Origin of the sequence: Enterobacter hormaechei ATCC 49162 (assembly GCF_001875655.1) — a bacterium.
Taxonomy (GTDB): Bacteria; Pseudomonadota; Gammaproteobacteria; order Enterobacterales; family Enterobacteriaceae; genus Enterobacter; species Enterobacter hormaechei.
This window is the reverse complement of sequence record NZ_MKEQ01000001.1, coordinates 2,562,128-2,578,471: the sequence shown is the minus strand read 5'-3', so window position 1 is coordinate 2,578,471 and position 16,344 is coordinate 2,562,128. Positions and strand designations below refer to the sequence as shown.

Genomic DNA, 16,344 nt, shown 5'->3' with positions numbered 1-16,344 from the left:
CTGATCGGAGGAGTGATGGTGAACATGTCTCATGTTACCGCCGTGTGACTTTTCCACCCTGCAAGATTGTGCCAGTATGGAACGCAGCCTTTTGGCCTTGTTGAGCGTTGTCGGGAGCAAGTGTGAGCAGCAAAGTAGAGCAACTGCGTGCGCAGTTAAATGAACGAATTCTGGTGCTGGACGGCGGCATGGGCACCATGATCCAGGGCTATCGTCTGAGTGAAGACGATTTCCGCGGCGAGCGCTTTGCCGACTGGCCTTGCGACCTGAAAGGAAACAATGACCTGCTGGTGTTGAGCAAACCGTCCGTCATCAGGGATATCCACAACGCCTACTTTGAAGCGGGCGCGGATATCGTTGAAACCAACACCTTTAACTCGACAACCATCGCCATGGCAGATTACCAGATGGAATCCCTGTCGGCGGAGATCAACTTTGAAGCGGCCAGACTCGCCCGCGCCTGCGCCGACGAGTGGACGGCCCGCACGCCGGACAAGCCGCGCTACGTTGCCGGGGTGCTTGGCCCAACCAACCGCACCGCGTCGATTTCACCGGACGTCAACGATCCGGCGTTTCGCAATATCACCTTTGACCAGCTGGTTGCGGCCTACCGTGAATCGACCAAAGCGCTGGTGGAAGGCGGCTCTGACCTGATCCTGATTGAAACCGTATTCGATACCCTCAACGCTAAAGCCGCGATTTACGCGGTGAAAGAGGAGTTCGAGGCGCTGGGCATTGACCTGCCGATCATGATTTCCGGCACCATCACCGACGCCTCAGGCCGCACCCTGTCCGGGCAGACAACCGAAGCGTTTTACAACTCCCTGCGCCACGCCGAAGCGCTCTCCTTCGGCCTGAACTGCGCGCTGGGGCCAGACGAACTGCGCCAGTACGTGCAGGAGCTTTCGCGCATTGCAGAGTGCTACGTCACCGCCCACCCGAACGCCGGTCTGCCGAACGCGTTTGGCGAGTACGATCTGGATGCCGACACCATGGCGGCGCAAATCCGCGAGTGGGCCGAGTCTGGCTTCCTCAACATTGTCGGCGGTTGCTGCGGCACCACGCCGGAGCATATCGCCGCCATGAGCCGCGCCGTCGCCGGGCTTCCGCCGCGCAAGCTGCCCGAGCTTCCGGTTGCCTGTCGCCTTTCCGGCCTTGAGCCGTTAACCATTGGCGACGATAGCCTGTTTGTGAACGTGGGTGAACGTACAAACGTTACCGGTTCCGCGAAGTTCAAGCGCCTGATCAAAGAAGAGAAGTACAGCGAAGCGCTGGACGTTGCCCGCCAGCAGGTGGAAAGCGGGGCGCAGATCATCGATATCAATATGGATGAGGGGATGCTCGACGCCGAAGCGGCGATGGTGCGTTTCCTCAACCTGATCGCCGGTGAGCCGGATATCGCCCGCGTGCCGATCATGATTGACTCTTCCAAATGGGACGTCATCGAAAAAGGGCTGAAGTGCATTCAGGGTAAAGGCATCGTTAACTCCATCTCGATGAAAGAGGGCGTCGATACCTTTATCCACCACGCGAAGAGGGTGCGCCGCTACGGTGCCGCCGTGGTGGTCATGGCCTTTGACGAAGTGGGTCAGGCCGATACCCGCGAGCGCAAAATCGAGATTTGCCGCCGCGCGTACAAAATTCTGACCGAAGAGGTGGGCTTCCCGCCGGAAGACATTATCTTCGACCCGAACATCTTCGCCGTCGCGACCGGGATTGAAGAGCACAACAACTACGCCCAGGACTTTATCGGTGCGTGTGAGGACATTAAACGCGAGCTGCCGCACGCGCTGATCTCCGGCGGCGTGTCTAACGTGTCGTTCTCGTTCCGCGGCAACGACCCGGTGCGCGAAGCGATCCACGCCGTGTTCCTCTACTACGCCATCCGCAACGGGATGGATATGGGGATCGTCAACGCCGGCCAGCTGGCGATTTACGACGATCTGCCTGCCGAGCTGCGCGACGCCGTAGAAGACGTCATCCTCAATCGTCGTGACGATGCCACCGAGCGCATGCTGGATCTGGCGGAGAAATACCGCGGCAGTAAATCTGACGAATCAGCCAACGTTCAGCAGGCCGAATGGCGCGCCTGGGACGTGAAAAAGCGTCTGGAATATTCGCTGGTAAAAGGCATTACCGAGTTCATCGAGCAGGATACTGAAGAGGCGCGTCAGCAGGCCGCCCGTCCGATTGAAGTGATCGAAGGGCCGCTGATGGACGGCATGAACGTGGTCGGCGATCTGTTCGGCGAGGGCAAAATGTTCCTGCCGCAGGTGGTGAAATCTGCCCGCGTGATGAAGCAGGCCGTCGCTTATCTGGAGCCGTTTATCGAGGCCAGCAAAGAGAAAGGCTCCAGCAACGGCAGGATGGTTATCGCCACCGTGAAGGGCGACGTGCACGACATCGGCAAGAATATCGTCGGGGTGGTGCTGCAGTGCAATAACTATGAAATTATCGACCTGGGCGTGATGGTCCCGGCGGACAAAATCCTCAAGACCGCGCGCGAAGTGAATGCGGATCTGATTGGTCTTTCCGGGTTGATCACGCCGTCGCTGGACGAAATGGTCAACGTAGCAAAAGAGATGGAGCGTCAGGGCTTCACCATTCCGCTGCTGATTGGCGGGGCGACCACCTCGAAAGCGCACACGGCAGTGAAGATCGAGCAGAACTACAGCGGCCCGACGGTGTATGTGCAGAACGCCTCGCGCACCGTGGGCGTGGTCTCCGCGCTGCTGTCGGACACCCAGCGCGATGATTTTGTGGCGCGCACCCGCAAAGAGTACGAAACCGTCCGCATTCAGCATGGTCGCAAGAAACCGCGTACCCCGCCGGTTTCACTTCAGGCAGCGCGCGATAACGATCTGGCGTTCGACTGGTCCAGCTATACGCCGCCGGTCGCGCACCGTCTGGGCGTGCAGGACGTGACGGCCAGCATCGAAACGCTGCGAAACTACATCGACTGGACGCCGTTCTTTATGACCTGGTCGCTGGCGGGCAAATATCCGCGCATTCTTGAAGATGAGGTGGTGGGCGAAGAGGCGAAGCGTCTGTTTAAAGATGCCAACGACATGCTCGACAGACTTAGCGCAGAAAAAGCCCTCAACCCGCGCGGGGTGGTGGGGCTGTTTCCGGCGAACCGCGTGGGCGACGACGTGGAAATCTACCGCGATGAAACCCGCACCCACGTGCTGGCCGTGAGCCATCACCTGCGCCAGCAAACCGAGAAAGTGGGCTTTGCCAACTATTGCCTGGCGGATTTCGTCGCGCCGAAGCTGAGCGGTAAAGCCGACTATATCGGCGCGTTTGCCGTAACCGGTGGTCTGGAAGAAGACGCGCTGGCGGATGCGTTCGACGCGCAGCACGATGATTACAACAAAATCATGGTGAAAGCGATTGCCGATCGCCTGGCGGAAGCGTTCGCCGAGTACCTCCACGAGCGCGTGCGCAAGGTGCACTGGGGCTATGCGGCGAATGAGAACCTCAGCAACGAGGAGCTGATCCGCGAAAACTACCAGGGCATTCGTCCGGCGCCGGGTTATCCGGCCTGCCCGGAACACACCGAGAAGGGCACCATCTGGAAACTGCTCGACGTCGAAGCGCATACGGGGATGAAACTTACCGAGTCGTTCGCCATGTGGCCGGGCGCGTCCGTTTCCGGCTGGTATTTCAGCCACCCGGACAGCAAGTACTTCGCCGTGGCACAGCTTCAGCGCGATCAGATTGAGGATTACGCCCTGCGTAAAGGCATGAGCGTGTCAGAGGTAGAACGCTGGCTGGCGCCGAATTTAGGCTACGACGCAGACTAACGTCACCTTTCCTTACAACAAACAGGGCACCTCAACGGTGCCCTGTCTCTTTCTTACGTTTAAACCCTTATACTGGAAGAAGGTTCTTACCACATTGCCCGGTGGCGCTGCGCTGACCGGGCCTACGCGTAGGCCGGATAAGGCGTAGCCGCCATCCGGCAAGACAACGCGCAACAAGCCTCAGGAAAACAGATAACGATAAGGAGGAAAACCTACCGTGTTGACGTTGTTACACCTGCTCTCCGCAGTCGCACTGCTGGTATGGGGCACCCATATCGTTCGTACCGGCGTGATGCGTGTGTTTGGCGCACGTTTACGTACCGTGCTCAGCGGCAGTGTTGAGAAGAAGCCGCTCGCCTTCTGCGCGGGCATTGGCGTGACGGCGCTGGTGCAAAGCAGTAATGCCACCACCATGCTCGTCACCTCGTTCGTGGCGCAGGATCTGGTGGCGCTCGCCCCGGCGCTGGTGATCGTCCTTGGCGCCGACGTCGGTACCGCGCTGATGGCGCGCATCCTGACGTTCGATCTCTCCTGGCTGTCGCCGCTGCTGATTTTTATCGGCGTCATTTTCTTCCTCGGCCGTAAGCAAAGCCGTGCCGGGCAGCTTGGTCGCGTCGGCATTGGCCTCGGGCTGATCCTGCTGGCGCTGGAGCTGATTGTGCAGGCGGTCACGCCAATCACCCAGGCCAACGGTGTGCAGGTCATCTTCGCCTCGCTGACCGGCGATATTATGCTGGATGCGTTGATTGGCGCGGTGTTTGCCATCGTCAGCTACTCCAGCCTGGCCGCAGTCCTGCTGACGGCGACCTTAACCGCCGCAGGGGTAATCTCCTTCCCGGTGGCGCTGTGTCTGGTCATTGGTGCCAACCTTGGCTCTGGCCTGCTGGCGATGCTTAATAACAGCGCGGCCAATGCCGCCGCCCGCCGCGTGGCGCTCGGGAGCTTGCTGTTTAAGCTGGTGGGTAGCCTGATTATTCTGCCGTTTGTCCATCCGCTGGCGAACCTGATGGACAACCTCTCTCTGCCGAAAGCGGAGCTGGTGATCTACTTCCACGTCTTCTACAACCTGGTGCGCTGTCTGGCGATGGTGCCCTTTGCCGCGCCGATGGCCCGCTTCTGCGAGCGGCTTATTCGTGATGAGCCGGAACTGGACGCACGCCTCAAACCGAAGCATCTGGACACCGCGGTGCTGGACACGCCCGCGCTGGCCATCGCAAATGCCGCCCGCGAAACGCTGCGCATGGGCGATGCGATGGAAACCATGCTGGAAGGGCTGCAAAAGGTGATGCACGGCGAGCCGCGCGAAGAGAAAGAGCTACGCAGGCTGGCGGACGATATCAACGTGCTGTATACCGCCATCAAGCTCTATCTGGCGCGTATCCCGCAGGACGAACTGGCGGAAGAGGAGTCCCGTCGCTGGGCGGAAATTATTGAGATGTCCCTCAACCTTGAACAGGCTTCGGATATCGTCGAGCGTATGGGCAGCGAAATCGCGGACAAATCCCTGGCCGCACGTCGTGCGTTTTCTGTTGAAGGGCTGAAGGAGCTGGAAGCGCTGCATGAACAGTTGGTCAGCAACCTGAAGCTGGCGATGTCGGTCTTCTTCTCCAGCGACGTGCCGAGCGCGCGCCGCCTGCGCCGCAATAAACACCGTTTCCGCATCCTTAATCGCCGCTACTCGCACGCCCACGTTGAGCGCCTGCACCAGCAGAACGTGCAGAGTATCGAGACCAGCTCCCTGCACCTGGGGCTGCTGGGGGATATGAAGCGTCTCAACTCGTTGTTCTGTGCGGTGGCCTATAGCGTAATGGAGCAGCCGGATGAGGACGACGAGCGGGATGAGTATTAATTCCGGAAAGCACCTCGCAGTATCGTTCCATCTGGCATGACTAAATCCTGGTAAAAACGTAACGTGGCGGCGTGGGGGCTAATAAACCTGCGCCGCCATTTTTACGCTTATGAATGTATAAAATTTTATACAAGGATGTGATATGCTATCAGAAAGGCCGATACTGCGGCCCATTGCGTGGATGGGTAGTGCCTTCGCAGATTTACTCAGTTTCCCGGAGGGAATACGTAAAGACGCTGGCTACCAGTTACACCGGCTCCAGGCAGGGTTAGAAGCGGCTGACTGGAAGCCGATGTCAGAGATCGGTAAAGGCGTTGCGGAGGTACGGCTTCGTGATAATTCTGGCGCTTATCGAATTCTCTATTTGGCTCGATATGAAGATGTTGTGTACGTCCTGCATTGCTTCAACAAGAAGACGCAGCGGACATCTGGCCATGATAAATACATAGCAAAGGCACGTTTTCAGGCAGTGCTTGATGCTCGGAGAGGGTAAAAATGGGGATTCACGTTGATACAAAAATTCGGCATGTGACAGCGGCCGAAACGAATATTTTCGCAGAGTTGGGCTTTGAAGAAAAAGAGGCTAAACAGTTACAGGAAAACGCTGAGAAAGAAGTCGAGCAACTGCTTGCTATCAAGCGGCAACTTATGCAGGAAATTTCCACATGGATCACGGAAAACAAACTCCGTCAGGTGGATGTTGCCGCCAGGCTTAATGTATCCCGACCACGTGTCTCCGACGTGGTGAATCTTAAAACCAACAAGTTTACGCTCGACACGCTGGTCATGATGTTGTGCAAACTTGGAAAACCCGTCTCAGTAACCGTCGGCTAATCTTTTTTTCCAGCCCAAACCTAAGGTATATTTCGCCCTTAACAGGAGAAACTATGCTGCCAACTCAATCAACCCGATTAAACAAATACATTAGCGAGAGCGGGATCTGCTCACGTCGCGAGGCTGACCGTTACATTGAACAGGGTAACGTGTTTCTTAACGGCAAACGCGCCACCATTGGCGATCAGGTGGTACCTGGCGATGTGGTGAAAGTGAATGGTCAGGTCATCGAACCGCGTGATGCCGAAGACCTGGTGTTTATCGCGTTGAACAAACCGGTTGGGATTGTCAGTACCACGGAAGACGGCGAGCGGGACAACATCGTAGATTTCGTGAACCACAGCAGCCGTATCTTCCCGATTGGCCGCCTGGATAAGGACTCTCAGGGGCTGATTTTCCTCACCAACCACGGCGATCTGGTGAACAAAATTCTGCGTGCCGGTAACGATCACGAGAAAGAGTACATTGTTACGGTGAACAAGCCGGTCACGGACGAGTTCATCCGTGGGATGGGCGCAGGCGTGCCGATTCTGGGCACCGTGACGAAGAAGTGTAAAGTCAGAAAAGAGGCGCCGTTTGCGTTTCGTATCACGCTGGTGCAGGGCCTGAACCGCCAGATCCGCCGCATGTGCGAGTACTTCGGTTATGAAGTGACGAAGCTGGAACGCACACGCATCATGAACGTCAGCCTGTCCGGGATCCCGCTGGGCGAGTGGCGTGACTTAACGGATGACGAGCTGATCGAGCTGTTCAAACTTATCGAGAACTCCTCGTCCGAAGCGAAGCCGAAAGCTAAAGCGAAACCGAAAACACAGGCGATTAAGCGTCCGGTGGTGAAGGCACCGCAGACGGAAGAGAAAGGGCGAGGCAAGCCGGGCAACGGAAAACGCTTTACCCAGCCGGGGCGCAAAAAGAAAGGGCGCTGATTAGCGCCTTCCACGGTTTGATGTGCTGGCGGACCAGGAAAAGGTCGCCTCTGCATCCGGCTTATAAGCCTGCTCTTTTTTCAGCTTGCGGGCTTTTTTCGCCGCAGCCTCACGTTGCGCCATCAGCTTATCGATGTACTCTTTTTTAACCTGATTGGTTTCGGCGTTCGTCAGCGTGCGGCCATGTGCGATGCGGGCGCGGTCGAGAAGCGTTTTCAGTTCGCGCTGCTCGGCTTCGGTCATGTCTTTCTGGGTTAAACGTGGTGTAGCCATTGCTGAAGCCTCCTGATGGGGAGGCTTCAGTGTAAAGCAAGCCGAGCCAATTAACCCTGTTTCACCGCATCTTTTTTCGGTTGTCCATCAATCGGTTTACCGGACCAGTAGCCCGCCAGCAGTGAACCGGACAGGTTGTGCCAGACGGAGAACAGCGCCCCCGGCAGCGCTGCCAGCGGTGAGAAGTAAATTTTACCCAGCGCCGCCGCCAGGCCCGAGTTCTGCATCCCCACTTCGATCGCCAGCGTGCGGCAGGTGGATTCGTCAAAGCCAAACAGCTTCCCGCCCCAGTATCCGCCCAGCAGACCAATGGTGTTATGCAACACAATCGCGACGATAACGACAAAGCCTACCGAAGCAATGTGCGATGCAGAGCCAGCTACCACGGCGCTGATGATGGCCAGAATGCAGACCATTGAAAACGCGGGCAAGTACGGCTCAACCGCTTTCACTACCCGCGGGAAGAGATGATGGATCACCAGCCCCAGCGCAATCGGGATCACCACAATTTGCAGGATGCTCAGCAGCATGCCGATCACGTCCACCTGGATATGCGCGTCCACGTACAGGCGGGTTAACAGCGGCGTGGCAATCACGCCCACCAGCGTGGAGACGGACGAGATGGTGACAGAGAGCGCCACGTCGCCTTTCGCGAGATAGATCATCACGTTAGATGCCGTGCCGCTGGCGACGCTCCCCACCAGCACCATCCCGGCGGAAAGGTCGGGTGGCATCTTAAAGGCCATCGCCAGCAGCCACGCCGCGAGGGGCATCACCAGGTAGTGCAGGAAAATCCCTGCGGCAACCGGCGCCGGGCGCGACAGCACGCGTTTAAAATCGTCGATTTTCAGATGCACGCCCATGCCGAACATAATCAGCATCAGCAGCGTGGTGACCCACGGACCAATGCCCGTGAAGGTGGAGGGGGTGTAATACGCGAGTACAGAGAGCAGCAGCGCCCATAACGGGAATAGCCGGGTGATAGCGGATAACATAGTGAATTCCTTGCAGTATTGTCGTGTTGTTTAGTTATGAAAAAGCCGGGTCTGTGCCCGGCTTATAGGTATTGTTTATCGTGCTAACGAATTTTATTCAAACAAATTCTGATGAAGTTTCTGCACGACCTGCTCGGCCTGATCGGCAGGGACCAGGAAGCAGAGGTTGTAGCTGGAGGCACCGTAGCAGATCATGCGGATATTGAACGGGTCGAGCACGCCGAAGACCTCTTTGCCCACGCCGCAGGCGCGCGACAGCTTGTTGCCGATGATAGCGACCAGCGCCAGATCTTCTTCCACCTCCACGCGGCACAGCTCAGAAAGCTCAATCAACAGCGACTGCGTCAGCAGGGTGTCGCCGGTTGAGGTGGAGCCGGTGGTGTCGAGCGTCAGCGCAATGCTGACTTCTGACGTGGTGATCAGATCCACAGAGATATTATGGCGCGCCAGGATGCCAAACACTTCTGCCAGGAAGCCGCGGGAGTGCAGCATATTATGGCTGTGCAGGGTAACCAGCGTCTGCTTACGACGCAGGGCCAGCGCGCGGAACAGCGGTGGATTCTCGGTTTTCTTGCAGACCAGCGTCCCGCCCGCTTTCGGATCTTTACTGGAGCCAACGAAGACCGGAATGTCGCTGCGCACGGCGGGCAGCAGCGTGGCCGGGTGCAGCACTTTCGCGCCGAAGGTAGCCATTTCGGCCGCCTCTTCAAACGCGATCACATCAATACGTTTTGCCGCAGACACTACGCGCGGGTCGGTGGTATAGATACCCGGCACGTCCGTCCAGATATCCACGCGGGTCGCGTGCAGGGCTTCACCCAGCAGGGCGGCGGTATAGTCGCTGCCGCCACGGCCCAGCGTGGTTGTGCGCCCTTTGGCTTCACTGCCGATAAAACCCTGGGTGATCACAATGCCTTCATCCAGGCGCGGAGCAAGCTGCTGGTTAGTCAGCTCTGCCAGGGCTTCAACGTCCGGCTCGGCGCGGCCAAAGCGGTCGCTGGTGCGCATGACTTTACGCACGTCGAACCACTGCGCCTGAATATTGCGCTCGCGCATGATCTCAACAAACAGCAGGGTGGACATCAGTTCGCCGTGGCTGACCAGTTCGTCGGTCAGTGCGCTGGAGGTGGCCAGCGACGCGGCTTCTGCCAGGGTGGTGATATTTTCCAGCAGGCGTTCCACTTCCTCACGAATAACGTTCGGGTTTTGCAGACGCTCAAGAATATCGAACTGAATTTTGCGCAGTGCATCCAGCTTCACGAAGCGTTCGGTCGCTTCCAGTCCTTCAGACAGAGAAACCAGCAGGTTCGTCACGCCGGCTGAGGCGGACAGCACCACCAGGCGGGTATTCGGATCGGCCAGCACCACATCGGCGCTGCGGTTCATGGCATCGTAGTCTGCCACACTGGTGCCGCCAAACTTGGCGACCACAAAACTCGTCATAACAACCTCGTGTCAGGGAATGAATAGAGCGACCTTGGCACAAGAATGAAGCGAGAACAGGTGCAGGCGCAAAATACGGCCCTATAAATAAAATGTGGGGGAGGTCCTGTCAATGCTGGGATTATGCGGATTTTTTATGGGGGGGTACCCCTGAGAAACAGGACTTATAACAGGCCCACATTTTATGCTCCTTTTTACCCCATTTTGACCAACATTTCGCCACGCCGGAAGGGCGCGACAGCAGCTATACTTTTCGGGTCTTTTCACCTGCGTTTGATGCAGACCAGGGCAATGGCATAAAAACCATCACAATTTTTATTTGCAGGCGCTACAATCGACCGCAGTCACAATTCTCAAATCAGAAGAGTATTGCTATGAAAAACATCAACCCAACGCAGACCGCTGCATGGCAGGCACTACAGAAACATTTTGATGAAATAAAAGACGTCACCATCGCGGATTTGTTCGCGAAAGATGCCGATCGTTTCAGCAAGTTTTCCGCCACCTTCGATGACCTGATGCTGGTGGATTTCTCCAAGAACCGTATCACCGAAGAGACGCTGGCGAAGCTGCAAGAACTGGCGAAAGAGACTGAGCTGGCAGATGCCATCAAGTCCATGTTCTCCGGTGAGAAGATCAACCGCACCGAAGACCGTGCCGTGCTGCACGTGGCGCTGCGCAACCGTAGCAATACTCCAATTATCGTTGACGGCAAAGATGTGATGCCGGAAGTGAACGCGGTGCTGGAAAAGATGAAAACCTTCTCTGAAGCGATCATCTCCGGTCAGTGGAAAGGCTACACCGGCAAGGCGATTACCGACGTGGTGAACATCGGTATCGGCGGCTCTGACCTCGGCCCGTTCATGGTGACCGAAGCGCTGCGCCCGTACAAAAACCACCTCAACATGCATTTCGTCTCTAACGTCGATGGGACGCACATCGCTGAAGTGCTGAAAAAGGTGAACCCGGAAACCACCCTGTTCCTGGTGGCGTCCAAAACCTTCACCACCCAGGAAACCATGACCAACGCCCACAGCGCGCGCGACTGGTTCCTGAAAACTGCGGGTGACGAAAAGCACGTGGCGAAACACTTCGCGGCGCTGTCCACCAACGGTAAAGCCGTGGGCGAGTTCGGTATTGACACCGCGAACATGTTCGAGTTCTGGGACTGGGTTGGCGGTCGCTACTCTCTGTGGTCTGCGATTGGCCTGTCCATCATCCTGTCCGTGGGCTTCGACAACTTCGTTGAGCTGCTCTCCGGCGCGCATGCGATGGACAAACACTTCTCCACCACCGCGCCTGAGAAGAACCTGCCGGTGCTGCTGGCGCTGATCGGGATCTGGTACAACAACTTCTTCGGCGCTGAAACCGAAGCGATTCTGCCGTACGACCAGTACATGCATCGCTTTGCGGCCTACTTCCAGCAGGGCAACATGGAATCCAACGGTAAGTACGTTGACCGTAACGGCAACGCGGTGGATTACCAGACTGGCCCAATCATCTGGGGCGAGCCGGGCACCAACGGTCAGCACGCGTTCTACCAGCTGATCCACCAGGGCACCAAAATGGTACCGTGTGATTTCATCGCCCCGGCTATCACGCACAACCCGCTGTCCGACCACCATCCGAAGCTGCTGTCTAACTTCTTCGCTCAGACCGAAGCGCTGGCGTTCGGTAAATCCCGCGAGGTGGTTGAGCAGGAGTACCGTGACCAGGGTAAAGATCCGGCCACGCTGGACCACGTTGTGCCGTTCAAGGTGTTCGAAGGCAACCGCCCGACCAACTCCATCCTGCTGCGCGAAATCACGCCGTTCAGCCTGGGCGCGCTGATTGCGCTGTATGAGCACAAGATCTTCACGCAGGGCGCTATCCTGAACATCTTCACCTTTGACCAGTGGGGCGTTGAGCTGGGCAAACAGCTGGCAAACCGTATTCTGCCAGAGCTGGGTGACGATAAAGCGATCGACAGCCACGACAGCTCCACCAATGGTCTGATTAACCGTTATAAAGCATGGCGCGCGTAATAAATATGTCATGAACAATGCCGGCGATATGCCGGCATTTTTTTATCGGATAATTCCTGATGTCTGTTAGTTAACTCAAATTCTCAATCTGAGTTTAATCCGAAAAAGACGGTTAACCCGTTAATTGCTGCGGTTTATTTTAAGAAAATACGGAGTGGTACTTTAATAGTCTTATATTATAACTTATTGATTTTAAGTAATTATATATTTAATTAATTCTGCTTTCTTTTCATTTTTAACCATTAGTCTGAAAACCTCCTTCCTATTTACCCCCACGGTAAACCCACTGCTTTAGTTGTGTATACTCGAATCCGCCTGAATTTCTTTTCGGGCAAATCTCCATTCATTCATTGAAGGGAAATTGTTATGAAGAAAGTACTGTATGGCATTTTTGCCATATCTGCACTTGCGGCGACGTCTGTCTATGCAGCTCCGGTCCAGGTCGGGGAAGCAGCAGGGTCGGCAGCGACGTCTGCGTCTGCGGGGAGTTCTACCGCAGCCAGCACCAGCGCCGTAAGTTCAGCCGTGGGTGTCGCGCTGGCGGCAACCGGTGGCGGTGATGGCTCCAATACCGGAACCACGACCACTACGACGACCAGCACCCAGTAATACCGGGTGTTTTAATCATAACCACACTTCGGTGTGGTTATTTCGCCCCTTCGGAGAAGAGTCGTGAAGCGACCTGCAATCATCCTGATTTGCCTGCTGTTGCAGGCCTGCTCAGCTACCACCAAAGGGCTGGGCCACTCACTGTGGGACAGCCTGTTCGGTACGCCGGGCGTGCAACTGACCGATGACGAACTTCAGAACATGCCGTACGCCAGCCAGTACATGCAGCTAAACGATGGCCCGCAACTGTTTGTGGTGCTCGCTTTCGACGAAAACGGGCAGCAGAAATGGGTGACGCAGGATCAGGCCACCATCGTGACGCAGCATTCCCGCATCGTGAAAACGTTGCTCGGCGGCGATAACCTGCTTGAGGTGAACAACCTGGCGGAAGATCCGCTTATCAAGCCCAATCAGATCGTCGATGGTGCAAGCTGGACGCGCACGATGGGCTGGACCGAGCATAAGCAGGTTCGCTACGCCACGGCCCGCTCCACCTTCCGCTGGGACGGTTCGGACAGTGTCAAAGTGGGCAGCGACGAAACGCAGGTGCGTGTACTGGATGAAAAGGTGACAACCGATCAGGCCACCTGGCATAACCGCTTCTGGGTGGACGAAGAGGGACAAATCCGCCAGTCCTTACAGTATCTCGGTGCCGGTTTCTTCCCGGTGAAAACCACCCTGATCAAGGCGGCGAAATCATGAAAATGCTCATCCACGTTGCGCTTCTCGCCAGCCTGGCCTCGCCGCTGGCATGGTCTGCGGGAACGGTACAGGTCTACACCCCGGACAGCGAAAAACCAAAAACCTTAACCAATGCCGGGCATCTGCTCGATCTGGTGGGGCAGCCGAGGCTGGCGAAAAGCTGGTGGACCGGGGCGGTTATCAGCGAGCGTCAGGCGACGGTAGTCGCGGAACAAAAACATCAGGCGCTGCTCGCCCGATTAAGCGGGCTGGCACAACAGGAAGATGCCGACGATGCCGCGGGCATTAACAGCCTGCGTCAGCAGCTTCAGGCGGTTAAGGTGACGGGTCGCCAGAAGGTGAATCTCGATCCGGATGAGGTGCGCGTCGCGGAAAACGGCAATCCGTCGCTGGAAGGGGACTATACCCTGTGGCTTCCGGCTCAGCCTTCCACCGTCACCGTGATGGGGCTTCTCAGCAGCCCCGGCAAAAAGCCGTTTACGCCGGGCCGGGACGTCGCGAGCTATCTCGACGAGCAAAGTCTGCTCAGCGGAGCGGATAACAGCTATGCCTGGGTGGTCTATCCGGACGGGCATACCCAAAAAGCGCCGGTGGCTTACTGGAATAAACGCCATATCGAACCTATGCCAGGCAGCATCATTTTTGTCGGTTTTGCCGACCATTTCTGGACGAAAGCGTATGACGGGCTTAATGCCGATATCCTTCGCTCCCTGATACAGCGGATACCGGAATAATGAAAAAAAACTATCTCTACAGCATGCTTGCACTGTGCGTGAGTGCCGCCTGTCATGCAGAAACGTATCCGGCACCCATCGGCCCGTCGCAGTCCGATTTTGGCGGCGTGGGCTTACTGCAAACCCCGACGGCGCGTATGGCCCGCGAGGGGGAAATCAGCCTTAACTATCGCGATAACGATCAGTACCGTTACTACTCTGCGTCCGTGCAGCTGTTCCCCTGGCTGGAGACCACGCTGCGCTACACCGACGTGCGTACAAAACAGTACAGCAGCGTGGATGCCTTCTCCGGCGACCAGACTTATAAAGACAAAGCTTTCGACGTGAAGCTGCGCCTGTGGGAAGAGAGCTACTGGATGCCGCAGGTCTCTGTTGGCGCGAAAGATATCGGCGGGACTGGCCTGTTTGACGCGGAATACATTGTGGCCAGCAAAGCCTGGGGACCGTTTGATTTCTCACTCGGTCTGGGGTGGGGCTATCTCGGCACCAGCGGCAACGTCAAAAACCCGTTCTGCTCCTACAGTGATAAATACTGCTACCGTGATAACAGCTACCAGAAAGCCGGTTCCATCAACGGCGACCAGATGTTCCACGGCCCGGCCTCGCTGTTTGGTGGCGTAGAGTACCAAACGCCATGGCAGCCGTTGCGCCTGAAGCTGGAGTACGAAGGCAATAACTACAGCGAAGATTTTGCTGGCAAAATAGAGCAGAAGAGCAAGTTTAACGTCGGCGCCATTTACCGCGTCACCGACTGGGCCGACGTTAACCTCAGCTATGAGCGCGGTAATACCCTGATGTTTGGCTTTACCCTGCGCACTAACTTTAACGACATGCGGCCGCACTACAATGACAACCCGCGGCCAAAATATCAGCCGGAGCCGCAGGATGCGATCATTCAGCACTCCGTGGTAGCGAACCAGCTGACGCTGCTGAAATATAACGCGGGCCTGGCGGATCCGAAGATCCAGACCAAAGGCGATACGCTGTACGTCACCGGCGAGCAGGTGAAATACCGCGACTCCCGGGAAGGGATCGAGCGCGCCAACCGGATCGTCATGAACGATCTGCCGGAGGGGATCCGCACGATCCGCGTGACGGAGAACCGTCTCAACCTGCCGCAGGTCACCACCGAAACCGATGTTGCCAGCCTTAAGCGTCATCTTGAAGGCGAACCGCTGGGACATGAAACCGAGCTGCTGCAAAAACGCGTTGAACCGGTGGTGCCAGAGAGCACCGAGCAGGGCTGGTATATCGATAAATCCCGCTTCGATTTCCATATCGATCCGGTGCTGAACCAGTCCGTGGGTGGGCCAGAAAACTTCTACATGTATCAGCTGGGCGCGATGGCGACGGCAGATCTGTGGGTGACTGACCACCTGTTGACCACCGGTAGTCTGTTCGGCAACATTGCCAACAACTACGACAAATTTAACTACACCAACCCGCCGAACGATTCAAAACTGCCGCGCGTGCGTACCCGCGTTCGTGAATATGTGCAGAACGATATCTACGTGAATAACCTTCAGGCCAACTACTTCCAGTACTTCGGCAACGGCTTCTACGGCCAGGTTTACGGTGGCTATCTGGAAACCATGTTTGGCGGCGCGGGGGCGGAGGTGCTTTATCGTCCTGTTGACAGCAACTGGGCGTTTGGGATTGATGCCAACTACGTGAAACAGCGTGACTGGCGCAGCGCGCAGGACATGATGAAGTTCACCGACTACAGTGTCAAAACCGGTCACCTGACCGCCTACTGGACGCCGTCGTTCGCGCAGGACGTGCTGGTGAAAGCCAGCGTCGGGCAGTACCTGGCGGGCGATAAGGGCGGCACGCTGGATATCTCCAAACACTTCGACAGCGGCGTCGTGGTGGGCGGCTATGCCACCATCACCAACGTTTCGCCGGACGAGTACGGGGAAGGGGACTTCACCAAAGGGGTGTACGTATCGATTCCGCTGGATCTGTTCTCGTCAGGCCCAACCCGCAGCCGCGCGGCAGTGGGCTGGACGCCGCTGACGCGCGACGGCGGTCAGCAGCTTGGACGTAAATTCCAGCTGTATGACATGACCAGCGATAAGAACATTAACTTCCGCTGATACTTGTTTGCCCGGTGGCGCTGCGCTTACCGGGCCTACGACAGTGTTTTTTG

The 16,344-nt window shown here is 56.8% G+C and carries 13 protein-coding genes; 10 read left to right on the top strand and 3 right to left on the bottom strand.

All coding sequences use genetic code 11. The annotated features are described in order from the left end of the window. Window positions 1–122: 122 nt before the first annotated feature. From metH to rluF, 5 genes are all read left to right on the top strand, one after another. Window positions 123–3,806 (top strand): methionine synthase, encoded by a 3,684-nt coding sequence (gene metH / locus BH712_RS12890; RefSeq protein WP_006810508.1) that lies wholly within the window; start codon window positions 123–125, stop codon window positions 3,804–3,806. 217 nt (window positions 3,807–4,023) lie between these two features. Beyond that, on the top strand, window positions 4,024–5,655 hold the full coding sequence (locus BH712_RS12885; protein WP_006810507.1) for a Na/Pi cotransporter family protein: 1,632 nt from the start codon (window positions 4,024–4,026) through the stop codon (window positions 5,653–5,655). A 142-nt stretch (window positions 5,656–5,797) separates the two neighbouring features. Beyond that, window positions 5,798–6,148, top strand: coding sequence for a type II toxin-antitoxin system RelE/ParE family toxin (locus BH712_RS12880; RefSeq protein ID WP_006810506.1), 351 nt, complete (start codon window positions 5,798–5,800; stop codon window positions 6,146–6,148). 2 nt (window positions 6,149–6,150) lie between these two features. Then, window positions 6,151–6,489 (top strand): helix-turn-helix domain-containing protein, encoded by a 339-nt coding sequence (locus tag BH712_RS12875; protein WP_006810505.1) that lies wholly within the window; start codon window positions 6,151–6,153, stop codon window positions 6,487–6,489. 53 nt (window positions 6,490–6,542) lie between these two features. After that, window positions 6,543–7,415: a 23S rRNA pseudouridine(2604) synthase RluF gene (rluF, locus tag BH712_RS12870; RefSeq protein ID WP_006810504.1), complete on the top strand. Its 873-nt coding sequence runs from the start codon at window positions 6,543–6,545 to the stop codon at window positions 7,413–7,415. On the opposite strand, the gene BH712_RS12865 is transcribed toward rluF, so the two are convergent. The 3 genes from BH712_RS12865 to lysC all read right to left on the bottom strand — a co-directional run bounded on the left by BH712_RS12865 (window position 7,416) and on the right by lysC (window position 10,126). Beyond that, the gene (locus tag BH712_RS12865) at window positions 7,416–7,688 is read right to left on the bottom strand and encodes a YjbD family protein (protein WP_006810503.1); all 273 of its coding nucleotides are present in this window, start codon (window positions 7,686–7,688) and stop codon (window positions 7,416–7,418) included. It lies immediately after the preceding gene. Window positions 7,689–7,738: 50 nt separating this feature from the next. Beyond that, on the bottom strand, window positions 7,739–8,683 hold the full coding sequence (gene panS, locus BH712_RS12860; RefSeq protein WP_006810502.1) for a ketopantoate/pantoate/pantothenate transporter PanS: 945 nt from the start codon (window positions 8,681–8,683) through the stop codon (window positions 7,739–7,741). Between the two features lie 93 nt (window positions 8,684–8,776). Continuing rightward, a complete protein-coding gene (gene lysC, locus BH712_RS12855) occupies window positions 8,777–10,126 on the bottom strand; it encodes a lysine-sensitive aspartokinase 3 (RefSeq protein WP_006810501.1) in 1,350 nt (449 codons plus the stop codon). A gap of 374 nt (window positions 10,127–10,500) precedes the next feature. Between lysC and pgi the strand changes: the two genes are divergently transcribed. The 5 genes from pgi (at window position 10,501) to BH712_RS12830 (ending at window position 16,291) form a co-directional block, all read left to right on the top strand. Further along, window positions 10,501–12,150, top strand: a complete 1,650-nt coding sequence (gene pgi, locus BH712_RS12850; RefSeq protein ID WP_006810500.1) for a glucose-6-phosphate isomerase — start codon at window positions 10,501–10,503, stop codon at window positions 12,148–12,150. Window positions 12,151–12,516: 366 nt separating this feature from the next. Continuing rightward, a complete protein-coding gene (yjbE, locus tag BH712_RS12845; protein ID WP_003860341.1) occupies window positions 12,517–12,759 on the top strand; it encodes an exopolysaccharide production protein YjbE in 243 nt (80 codons plus the stop codon). A gap of 63 nt (window positions 12,760–12,822) precedes the next feature. Further along, entirely contained in the window at window positions 12,823–13,461 is a 639-nt protein-coding gene (locus BH712_RS12840; RefSeq protein WP_006810499.1) for a YjbF family lipoprotein, read from the top strand. Further along, complete coding sequence (locus BH712_RS12835) at window positions 13,458–14,195, top strand: capsule biosynthesis GfcC family protein (RefSeq protein WP_006810498.1); 738 nt, start codon at window positions 13,458–13,460, stop codon at window positions 14,193–14,195. Before BH712_RS12840 ends, BH712_RS12835 begins: the two co-directional genes overlap by 4 nt. Continuing rightward, window positions 14,195–16,291: a YjbH domain-containing protein gene (locus tag BH712_RS12830; RefSeq protein WP_006810497.1), complete on the top strand. Its 2,097-nt coding sequence runs from the start codon at window positions 14,195–14,197 to the stop codon at window positions 16,289–16,291. The genes BH712_RS12835 and BH712_RS12830 overlap by 1 nt, the downstream gene beginning before the upstream one ends. The last annotated feature ends 53 nt before the right edge of the window (window positions 16,292–16,344 follow it).

Excerpts from the sequence above, each read along its gene's own strand:
- BH712_RS12865 (WP_006810503.1), bottom strand. The coding sequence starts at position 7,688 with ATGGCTACACCACGTTTAACCCAGAAAGACATGACCGAAGCCGAGCAG.
- BH712_RS12880 (WP_006810506.1), top strand. The coding sequence starts at position 5,798 with ATGCTATCAGAAAGGCCGATACTGCGGCCCATTGCGTGGATGGGTAGT.
- pgi (WP_006810500.1), top strand. The coding sequence starts at position 10,501 with ATGAAAAACATCAACCCAACGCAGACCGCTGCATGGCAGGCACTACAG.
- rluF (WP_006810504.1), top strand. The coding sequence starts at position 6,543 with ATGCTGCCAACTCAATCAACCCGATTAAACAAATACATTAGCGAGAGC.
- BH712_RS12830 (WP_006810497.1), top strand. The coding sequence starts at position 14,195 with ATGAAAAAAAACTATCTCTACAGCATGCTTGCACTGTGCGTGAGTGCC.
- BH712_RS12875 (WP_006810505.1), top strand. The coding sequence starts at position 6,151 with ATGGGGATTCACGTTGATACAAAAATTCGGCATGTGACAGCGGCCGAA.
- BH712_RS12835 (WP_006810498.1), top strand. The coding sequence starts at position 13,458 with ATGAAAATGCTCATCCACGTTGCGCTTCTCGCCAGCCTGGCCTCGCCG.
- lysC (WP_006810501.1), bottom strand. The coding sequence starts at position 10,126 with ATGACGAGTTTTGTGGTCGCCAAGTTTGGCGGCACCAGTGTGGCAGAC.
- yjbE (WP_003860341.1), top strand. The coding sequence starts at position 12,517 with ATGAAGAAAGTACTGTATGGCATTTTTGCCATATCTGCACTTGCGGCG.
- panS (WP_006810502.1), bottom strand. The coding sequence starts at position 8,683 with ATGTTATCCGCTATCACCCGGCTATTCCCGTTATGGGCGCTGCTGCTC.